General features: G+C 65.3%; 6 protein-coding genes and 2 riboswitches. Of the genes, 5 read left to right on the forward strand and 1 reads right to left on the reverse strand.

All coding sequences use genetic code 11. From position 1 onward, the window contains the following. Positions 1–4: 4 nt before the first annotated feature. Positions 5–2,125: a UvrD-helicase domain-containing protein gene (locus tag BEK68_RS07090; RefSeq protein WP_012436712.1), complete on the reverse strand. Its 2,121-nt coding sequence runs from the start codon at positions 2,123–2,125 to the stop codon at positions 5–7. Between the two features lie 273 nt (positions 2,126–2,398). On the opposite strand from BEK68_RS07090, the gene BEK68_RS07095 reads away from it, so the two are divergent. The 5 genes from BEK68_RS07095 (at position 2,399) to BEK68_RS07115 (ending at position 9,357) form a co-directional block, all read left to right on the forward strand. Continuing rightward, on the forward strand, positions 2,399–2,725 hold the full coding sequence (locus BEK68_RS07095) for a hypothetical protein (RefSeq protein WP_004628683.1): 327 nt from the start codon (positions 2,399–2,401) through the stop codon (positions 2,723–2,725). Positions 2,726–2,885: 160 nt separating this feature from the next. Beyond that, positions 2,886–2,983: riboswitch (glycine riboswitch) on the forward strand. Between the two features lie 12 nt (positions 2,984–2,995). Beyond that, a riboswitch (glycine riboswitch) is annotated at positions 2,996–3,123 on the forward strand. Positions 3,124–3,252: 129 nt separating this feature from the next. Then, entirely contained in the window at positions 3,253–4,380 is a 1,128-nt protein-coding gene (gene gcvT, locus BEK68_RS07100) for a glycine cleavage system aminomethyltransferase GcvT (protein WP_004628681.1), read from the forward strand. A 47-nt stretch (positions 4,381–4,427) separates the two neighbouring features. Further along, positions 4,428–4,808 carry a glycine cleavage system protein GcvH gene (gene gcvH / locus BEK68_RS07105; protein WP_004628679.1) on the forward strand — a complete coding sequence of 127 codons (381 nt, stop codon included), beginning with the start codon at positions 4,428–4,430 and terminating at the stop codon, positions 4,806–4,808. A gap of 84 nt (positions 4,809–4,892) precedes the next feature. Then, positions 4,893–7,832, forward strand: coding sequence for an aminomethyl-transferring glycine dehydrogenase (gene gcvP / locus BEK68_RS07110; RefSeq protein WP_004628678.1), 2,940 nt, complete (start codon positions 4,893–4,895; stop codon positions 7,830–7,832). 148 nt (positions 7,833–7,980) lie between these two features. After that, positions 7,981–9,357, forward strand: a complete 1,377-nt coding sequence (locus tag BEK68_RS07115) for an L-serine ammonia-lyase (protein ID WP_012436713.1) — start codon at positions 7,981–7,983, stop codon at positions 9,355–9,357. Positions 9,358–9,360 lie beyond the last annotated feature (3 nt).

Genomic DNA, 9,360 nt, shown 5'->3' on the forward strand with positions numbered 1-9,360 from the left:
CCCCTCACGAAGCCACAGGTTTCTTAGCCGCCAACAACCCCTTCAACGCCCCCAACCGATCCTTCGGCGACATCGCCGGCATGGTGTCCTCCGGCGTCGGGCCGGCATCTTCCCCAAGCTTCATCTCGGCGATATAGCGCGACGGCTCACACACCACCGTCTCTCTCGCGCGCTTGCGCTTCTTGCACCAGCTGATATGCAGGCTGCGCTGTGCCCGCGTGATACCCACATACATCAGCCGCCGTTCTTCTTCGATCTTCTCGTCGGTCAACTCATCGTCTTCGCGGCAGTGCGGCAGGATGCCCTCTTCCACGCCGACCAGGAACACGTGCGGATACTCCAGCCCCTTGCTCGCATGCAGCGTGGACAGGCGCACCGCATCCGGGTCCTCTTCCCGGCCTTCGAGCATGCTGATCAGCGCGATGGTCTGCGTGAGTTCCAGCAGGTTCTTGCCGGCGTCCATCAGGCCATCGGCATTGTCGAAACCGGTGGCGTCTTCTTCGCTTTCCTTCTCCGGCTTGGTGCCCTTGCGCTTGAGCCAGTCGAGAAACTCCAGCACGTTGGTCCACTTGTTCTGGGCCTGGCGCTCGTCATAGGTGTCGTACAGGTAGGCCTCGTAATGGATGCCTTCCATCATCTCGTCGAGCAGCGTGGCAGCAGGCTCCTTGGCGGCGCGGTCCGACAGCCGCACGATGAACTCGCAGAACACGCGCAACGGCTCAAGCTGGCGCGGCGCAAGCTGTGCTTCGATACCACCCATCATCGCCGCCTCGAACAGCGACACCTTGGCCTGCCCCGCAAACGAACCCAGCACTTCGAGCGTCGCATTCCCCACGCCGCGCTTGGGTGTGGTGATGGCGCGGATGAACGCAGGATCATCATCCGCGTTGGCAATCAGGCGCAGATACGCGCACAGATCCTTGATCTCGGCCTTGTCGAAAAAGCTCTGCCCACCCGAGAGCACGTACGGAATGCGCTCGCGCCGCAGGATCTGCTCGAACAGACGCGCCTGGAAGTTGCCGCGATACAGAATCGCGTAATCCCGAAACTGCGCGCGGCGCTCGAACTTGTGGGCGGACAGCTTGAAGACGACGCTCTCGGCCTCGTGCTCCTCGTCATTGGCGCTCGTCACGTTGATCGCGTCGCCCATGCCGTGCTCGCTCCACAGCGTCTTCTCGAACAGCTTCGGGTTCTGTGCGATGACCGCGTTGGCGGCATTCAGAATACGCACCGTGGAGCGGTAGTTCTGCTCCAGCTTGATCACCTTCAGGTTCGGGAAATCCGTCTGCAGCAGCTTGAGGTTGTCGAGCGTGGCGCCCCGCCAGCCATAGATGGCCTGATCGTCGTCGCCCACCGCCGTGAAGGCCGGCGCACGCAAGTGCGAGCCCCCCGCCAGCAGCTTCAACAGTTGATACTGGCAAGCGTTGGTGTCCTGGTATTCATCGACGAGGAAGTAGCGCAGACGGTTCTGCCACTTCAGGCGCACCTCTTCATTGCGCGCGAACAGCTCGGCGGGAATCCGGATCAGGTCGTCAAAATCCACCGCCTGATACGCATGCAGCGTCGCCACGTAGTTGCGGTAGACGAGCGCCGCCTGGTGATCATCAACATTGTTGTTGGCGAGCGCCTCGGCAATCGCGGTGTCCGGATCGACGAGACCGTTTTTCCACAGCGAGATCGTGCTCTGCACGCGGCGGATCAACTGCTTGTCGGTGGTCGCCAACTGCTCCTGGATCATCCCGAAGCAGTCGTCCGAATCCATGATCGAGAAGCGCGGCTTCAGGCCCACGTGCTCGGCTTCGGTCCGCAGGATCTGCACGCCCAGCGAGTGGAACGTACAGACCGTCAACTGCTTGATGGGAATGCGCTTGCCGTCTTCGCGCGTCTTGCCGTCCATCAGCTTGGCCACGCGCTCCTGCATTTCCTTGGCCGCCTTGTTGGTGAACGTGACGGCGGCGATGTGACGCGGCTCGAAGCCCTTGTCGAGGATCAGGTGCGCGATCTTCTGCGTGATCACGCGCGTCTTGCCCGAGCCCGCCCCGGCCAGCACCAGGCATGGGCCGTCGAGGTAATGCACACCTTCGGATTGGGCAGCATTGAGCCCGTGGGCGAGACCGGAAGACATGGGAACAGGCGGAAGAAAAAGCAGGCGGGAACGACAGCGGAGGGCGATGGTAGCACGGCGCGTTTGCATCGATTGAGCCGATGAAAAGCCGTTTGCCGGGGCGCTGTCGGAGGTGCCAATACCGCACCGCACGCGTTTGCGCCCCTCGCTTTGCTTCCGGCCGTTACACCGCTTACGCCCCGTTACACGATGGCGGTCAGCCCGGAGCCAAAACGTGCCGTTATGGACGGGACAGCGGCTGAATCGGTCAGCCGCCCACCGGAGGAAGAAACCATGAACCGCATCGCCAAGATCCTGGCCGTAACCGCCGTCGCCCTGTCCGCCACCACCGGCGCCTTCGCCCAGACGCAATGGCAAAAGGACCACCCGCGCCGCGCCGAGGTCAACCACCGCCTCGCCAACCAGAACAAGCGTATCCACAACGAAGTGAAGGAAGGCGAAATCACCAAGGGCCAGGCGCGCCAGCTGCACAAGGAAGACCGCCAGATTCGCCAGGAAGAGCGCGACATGGCCTCGCAAAACGGTGGGCACATCACCAAGCAGGAACAGCGCACGCTGAACCAGCAGGAAAACCAGGTCAGTCGCCAAATCGGCAAGTAAGTCGAAGCAACACCAACCAACAGCCGCACTCCGGCCACACGCTTTGGGTTGGCGGCCCCGCCAGCGCCCCGAAGGTGTGGCCGTTTTTGGCTGTGTGGCTGCCAAAATGCGCCATCGATTTGTCCTGATTGACAATCCCATCCCCCTTCCGTAAATTCCGCCCATCCATCCGGGAGAGCGTGCCCGCCGTACACGGCAAGGCGCCGCCGAAGGGGTAGCACCCGAAAACTCTCAGGCATCCAGGACCGGGCGGATCGGCGGACATGCGTCCGACCGCACTCTGGAGAGCTGGCGCCGCACGACCACTGCGGGCGCCCACCGAAGGGGCTCACGAACGGCGCGCACCGCTATGCGCCCCGCTTCGCAATCTCTCAGGTACCAAGGACAGAGGGGCCATCTGCGCAGCTTGTTGATCTTCATGGCGTCACCATGAGGCATCAGGCTGCGCGGGTGGCCTTTTTGCTTTTCTGGTCCCGAATAACGCGCCGCGCCCGGCCACAGTGGCGGCGCCTCTGCCGAGAGATTCCATGACGCTCCAACACACGCCGCTCAATGCCATCCACCGCTCGCTGGGCGCCCGCATGGTCGACTTTGGCGGCTGGGACATGCCCGTCAACTACGGCTCCCAAATCGAAGAGCACCACGCCGTGCGCCAGGACGCCGGCGTCTTCGACGTCTCGCACATGTGCGTGGTCGACCTCACCGGCGCGCGCGTGCGCGACTTCCTGCGTGGGCTGCTCGCCAACAATGTCGACAAGCTCCAGACGCCCGGCAAGGCGCTCTACAGCTGCATGCTGAACCCCAAGGGCGGCGTGATCGACGATCTGATCGTCTACTTCTTCCGCGAAGACTGGTTCCGCTTGGTGGTCAACGCAGGCACCGCCCCGACGGACCTGGAATGGATCGTCGCGCAGAACGCCGCCGCCGGCACCGACGTGACGATCACGCCGCGCCGCTCCGACAACAACGCGGGTGCCGAGCCACTGGGCATCCTGGCGGTGCAGGGCCCGAACGCGCGTGCCAAGACCTACGCCGCGCTGCCCGGCTCGCAGGCCGTGGGCGACGCGCTGAAGCCGTTCAACGCGGGCTTTGTGACCGTGGAAAACGTGGGCGAGATCATGGTGGCCCGAACCGGCTACACCGGTGAAGACGGTTTCGAACTGGTCGTGCCGGCCGCGCAGATCGCGGGCGTGTGGGAGCGCCTGCTGCAGGCCGGCGTGCGCCCGGCAGGCCTCGGCGCGCGCGACACGCTGCGCCTGGAAGCCGGCATGAACCTCTACGGCCAGGACATGGACGAGCACGTCTCGCCGCTCGACGCCGGCCTCGCCTGGACGGTCGACCTGCAAAGCGAACGCGACTTCACCGGCAAGGCCGCGCTGCAAGCCGGTGGACAACGCGAACAGTTCGTCGGCCTGATCCTGCGCGACAAGGGCGGCGTGCTGCGCGCCCACCAGAAAGTCATCACCGCCGCCGGTGACGGCGAGATCACCAGCGGCACGTTCAGCCCGAGCCTGTCGCTCTCCATCGCACTGGCGCGCCTGCCCAAGGAGGTGCCCGTCGGCACCGACGTGCAGGTCGAAATTCGCGACCGCAAGTTGACCGCGACTGTGGTTAAACTGCCGTTCGTGCGCAATGGCAAGGCGCTGGTCAGCTGAACACCGAATCTGCATTCCCCCATACCCATCTTCCGGAGAAACCTTTCATGAGCAACGTCCCCGCCGATCTGAAGTACACCGAACACGACGAGTGGATCCGCGTTGAAGCCGACGGCACGCTGACCATCGGCATTACCGACTTCGCGCAGGAACAGCTCGGCGACATCGTCTTCCTGGAGCTGCCGGAAGCCGGCCGCGCCGTCGCCAAGGACGAAGCGATTGCCGTGGTGGAGTCTGTCAAGGCCGCTTCCGACATCTTCGCCCCGGTGGCCGGCGAGATCGTCGCCAACAACGCAGATGCCGCGGGCGCGCCGGAATCCGTGAACGCAGGCGCCTACGACGCTTGGCTGTTCAAGATCAAGCCGGCCAACGCCGACGACGTGAACGCCCTGATGTCGGCTGCTGATTACGAAGCCAAGATCGGCTAAGCCGGTCCTCCGGCCGGTGCGCGCGCCCTGACCTGCGCTGCGCATCGGCCATTGCTTGCATCGCCTGAATTTCGAGCCCTTGCCATGAACGCTCCGCACCCCGCTTCCTCGGCGCTTGCCGCCGAACGCCCGACGTTGGCTGACCTGGAGGCGCGCGACGCCTTCGCGCACCGCCACATCGGCCCGTCTGCCGACGAGCAGACCGCCATGCTCGGCACGCTGGGCTACACCAGCCGCGCCGCGCTGATCGACGCCGTGATTCCGCCGGCCATCCGCCGCCAGGACGGCATGCCGCTGGGCGAATTCACGCAGCCGCTGACCGAAGAAGCGGCGCTTGCCAAGCTGCGCGGCATCGCCGGGCAGAACCGCGTGGTCAAGAGCCTGATCGGCCAGGGCTATTACGGCACGCATACGCCAGGCGTCATCCTGCGCAACATCCTCGAGAACCCTGCCTGGTACACGGCGTACACGCCGTATCAGCCGGAAATCTCGCAGGGCCGCCTGGAAGCGATGCTGAACTTCCAGCAGATGGTGATCGACCTGACGGCCATGGACATCGCCAATGCGTCGATGCTGGACGAAGCGACCGCCGCAGCTGAAGCCATGACGCTGCTGCAGCGCATTGGCAAGTCGAAGTCGACCGTGTTCTTCGTGGCGGACGACGTGCTGCCGCAAACGCTGGAAGTCGTGCGCACGCGCGCCGAGCCGATCGGCGTGCAAGTGGTGACCGGCCCGGCGGCCGATGCGGCCAAGCACGACGCGTTTGGCGTGCTGCTGCAATACCCGGGCGCCAACGGTGCGCTGCTGGGCGATCTGGCGACGTACCAGGCCCTGACCGATGCCGTGCACGCCGCCGGCGGTCTGGTCGTAGCCGCCGCCGACCTGCTGGCACTCACGCTGCTGGCCGCGCCGGGCGAATGGGGTGCAGACGTCGTGATCGGCAACACGCAGCGTTTTGGCGTGCCGTTCGGTTTCGGCGGCCCGCACGCCGGTTACATGGCCGTGCGCGATGCGTTCAAGCGCTCGATGCCCGGCCGACTGGTCGGCGTGACGATCGATGCGCAAGGCAATCCGGCCTACCGCCTCGCACTGCAAACGCGCGAACAGCACATCCGTCGTGAGAAGGCGACCTCGAACATCTGTACCGCGCAGGTGCTGCTGGGGGTGATGGCATCGATGTACGCCGTCTACCACGGCCCGCAAGGCCTGAAGCGCATCGCCCAGCGCGTGCACCGCCTGAGCGCCACGCTGGCCGCCGGCCTGCGCGCAATCGGCTACACGCTGGAATCCGACGCCTTCTTCGACACGCTGACCGTTGTCACTGGCCCGCGCACCGCGAACCTGCACATCGCAGCACAGGCGCACGGCATCAACCTGCGCCAGATCGACGACGCACGACTGGGCATCTCGCTGGACGAGACCGTCACGCGCGCCGACGTCGTGGCGCTGTGGGAAGTCTTCGCGCATGCCGCCCACGCCGCCGCACCGGACTTCGACCAGACCGAAGCGGGCGTGGCCGATGCGTATCCGGCCTCGCTGGTGCGCCAAAGCGCGTACCTGACGCACCCGGTGTTCAACGCGCACCACTCGGAGCACGAAATGCTGCGCTACCTGCGCAGCCTTGCCGACAAGGATCTCGCGCTGGACCGCACGATGATCCCGCTGGGCTCGTGCACGATGAAGCTCAACGCCACCGCAGAAATGCTGCCGGTGACGTGGCCCGAGTTTTCGAACATCCACCCGTTCGCACCGGCCGACCAGACCGTCGGCTACCGCGAGATGATCGACCAGCTCGAACAGATGCTGTGCGCCGCTACCGGCTACGCCGCCGTGAGCCTGCAGCCGAACGCGGGTTCGCAAGGTGAATACGCCGGTCTGCTGATCATTCACGCCTACCACGCCAGCCGTGGCGAAGCGCACCGCAACGTGTGCCTGATCCCATCGTCGGCGCACGGTACGAACCCGGCATCGGCGCAGATGGCCGGCATGCAGGTCGTTGTCGTGGCGTGTGATGAGCGCGGCAACGTCGATCTGGCCGATCTGGAGAAGAAGGCGGCCGAGCACAGCAAGAACCTCGCGGCGATCATGATCACCTACCCGTCCACGCACGGCGTGTTCGAGGAAGGCGTGAAGCGCGTCTGCGAAATCGTGCACAGCCACGGCGGCCAGGTCTACGTGGACGGCGCCAACATGAACGCCATGGTCGGCACCGCCGCACCGGGCCACTTCGGCGGCGACGTCTCGCACCTGAACCTGCACAAGACGTTCTGCATTCCGCACGGCGGCGGCGGCCCGGGCGTTGGTCCGGTGGCCGTGGGTGCGCACCTCGCGCCGTTCCTGCCCGGCCGCGCGGCGTCGGGTGAAGATGCCAGCCAGAACATCGGCAACGTGTCGGCGTCGGCATTCGGTTCGGCGTCGATCCTGCCGATCTCGTGGATGTACATCGCCATGATGGGTGCCGCCGGCCTGACCGCCGCCACCGAGACGGCCATCCTGTCGGCCAACTACGTGGCCAAGCGTCTCGCGCCGTACTACCCGGTGCTGTACACGGGCGCGCACGGGCTGGTAGCGCACGAGTGCATTCTCGATATCCGTCCGCTGCAGAAGGAATCGGGCATCAGCAACGAAGACATCGCCAAGCGCCTGATGGACTTCGGCTTCCACGCGCCGACGATGAGCTTCCCGGTACCGGGCACGCTGATGATCGAGCCGACCGAAAGCGAGCCGAAGGTGGAACTCGACCGCTTCATCGACGCGATGATCGCCATCCGCGGCGAAGTCGACAAGGTGATCTCGGGCGAATTCGACCGCGAAGACAACCCGCTCAAGCACGCGCCGCACACCGCAGCCGTGGTGATGGCCGATGACTGGTCGCACAAGTACACGCGTGAGCAGGCCGCCTACCCGGTGGCATCGTTGCGCGCACGCAAGTACTGGCCGCCGGTTGGCCGCGCCGACAACGTCTACGGCGATCGCAACCTGTTCTGCGCCTGCGTGCCGATGAGCGAGTACGCGCAGGACTAAGCCGGCGACCCGGTGCGCGATTGCCATCGCGCTACGCCACAGGCGGCCGCCTCGCACCACGGGGCGGCCGTTTGCATCTGAACAACCCGTGCGCGGGCGGCCACAAGCCGACTCGCCCCTTTTGCAAAACGCCCCCGGAGCCTTACCCATGGCTGTTTCTGTTTTCGACCTCTTCAAGATCGGCATCGGTCCGTCCAGCTCGCACACCGTCGGGCCGATGCGCGCCGCGCTGATGTTCGCCTCCGGCCTCGAAGCCGATGGGCTGATGCCGCAAGTCGCCAGTGTCCGCGTCGAGCTGTACGGTTCGCTCGGCGCCACCGGCAAGGGCCACGGCACGGACCGCGGCGTCATCCTTGGCCTGATGGGCGAGGCGCCGGACACCATCGACCCCGACTCCATCGATGCCAAGCTGGCGGAGCTGCGCGCCTCGCAATCGCTGTCGCTGCTGGGCCGCCATGCGGTGCGCTTTACCGAGAAGGAGCACATCGCCTTCTATCGCCGCGAGGCGATGGCAGAGCACCCGAACGGCATGAAGTTCCACGCCTTCGATGCAGCAGGCGAGCGGCTGCGCGAGGCGCGCTACCTGTCGGTGGGCGGTGGCTTTGTCGTCACGGCCGGCGCACCGAACACGCAGGTGCTTGCCGCGCATGACCAGTTGCCGCACCCGTTCCGCAGCGGCAAGGAACTGCTGGCGATGTGCGAATCGACGGGCAAATCCATCGCCCGGCTGATGCTCGAAAACGAACTGACGTGGCGCAGCGAAGCCGAAGTGCGCGCCGGCCTGCTCAACATCTGGCACGTGATGCAGGCGTGCGTCGCGCGCGGCTGCCGCACGGAAGGCGAACTGCCGGGCCCGTTCCACGTGCGTCGCCGCGCAGCCGAGTTGTATTCAACGCTCACGGTGCAGGCCGAACGTACGCTGTCCGATCCGCTGTCGGTCATCGATTGGGTGAACCTGTATGCGATTGCAGTTAACGAAGAGAACGCCGCGGGCGGGCGCGTCGTCACGGCACCGACCAACGGCGCAGCCGGGATCATCCCGGCCGTGATGCATTACTACGACCGCTTCGTTCCCGGCGCGAACGACAACGGCATCGTGGATTTTCTGCTCACCGCTGGCGCGATCGGCATGCTTTACAAGATGAACGCGTCGATCTCGGGCGCGGAAGTCGGCTGCCAGGGCGAAGTCGGCGTGGCGTGTTCGATGGCTGCCGGAGCGCTGGCAGCGGTACTGGGCGGCACGCCTGCGCAGGTCGAGAACGCAGCGGAGATCGGCATGGAGCACAACCTGGGGCTGACATGCGACCCGGTTGGCGGGCTGGTGCAGATTCCGTGCATCGAGCGCAATGCGATGGCGTCTGTGAAGGCGGTGAATGCGGCGCGCATGGCGTTGCGGGGGGATGGCACGCATTATGTTTCGCTCGACTCCGTGATCAAGACGATGCGGGAGACGGGGGCGGATATGAAGACGAAGTACAAGGAGACGGCGCGGGGTGGGTTGGCGGTGAATATTGTGGAGTGTTGATTT

The sequence above is a fragment of the Ralstonia pickettii genome (assembly GCF_001699815.1).
GTDB lineage: Bacteria > Pseudomonadota > Gammaproteobacteria > Burkholderiales > Burkholderiaceae > Ralstonia > Ralstonia thomasii.

Excerpts from the sequence above, each read along its gene's own strand:
- BEK68_RS07090 (WP_012436712.1), bottom strand. The coding sequence starts at position 2,125 with ATGTCTTCCGGTCTCGCCCACGGGCTCAATGCTGCCCAATCCGAAGGT.
- BEK68_RS07095 (WP_004628683.1), top strand. The coding sequence starts at position 2,399 with ATGAACCGCATCGCCAAGATCCTGGCCGTAACCGCCGTCGCCCTGTCC.
- gcvT (WP_004628681.1), top strand. The coding sequence starts at position 3,253 with ATGACGCTCCAACACACGCCGCTCAATGCCATCCACCGCTCGCTGGGC.
- gcvH (WP_004628679.1), top strand. The coding sequence starts at position 4,428 with ATGAGCAACGTCCCCGCCGATCTGAAGTACACCGAACACGACGAGTGG.
- gcvP (WP_004628678.1), top strand. The coding sequence starts at position 4,893 with ATGAACGCTCCGCACCCCGCTTCCTCGGCGCTTGCCGCCGAACGCCCG.
- BEK68_RS07115 (WP_012436713.1), top strand. The coding sequence starts at position 7,981 with ATGGCTGTTTCTGTTTTCGACCTCTTCAAGATCGGCATCGGTCCGTCC.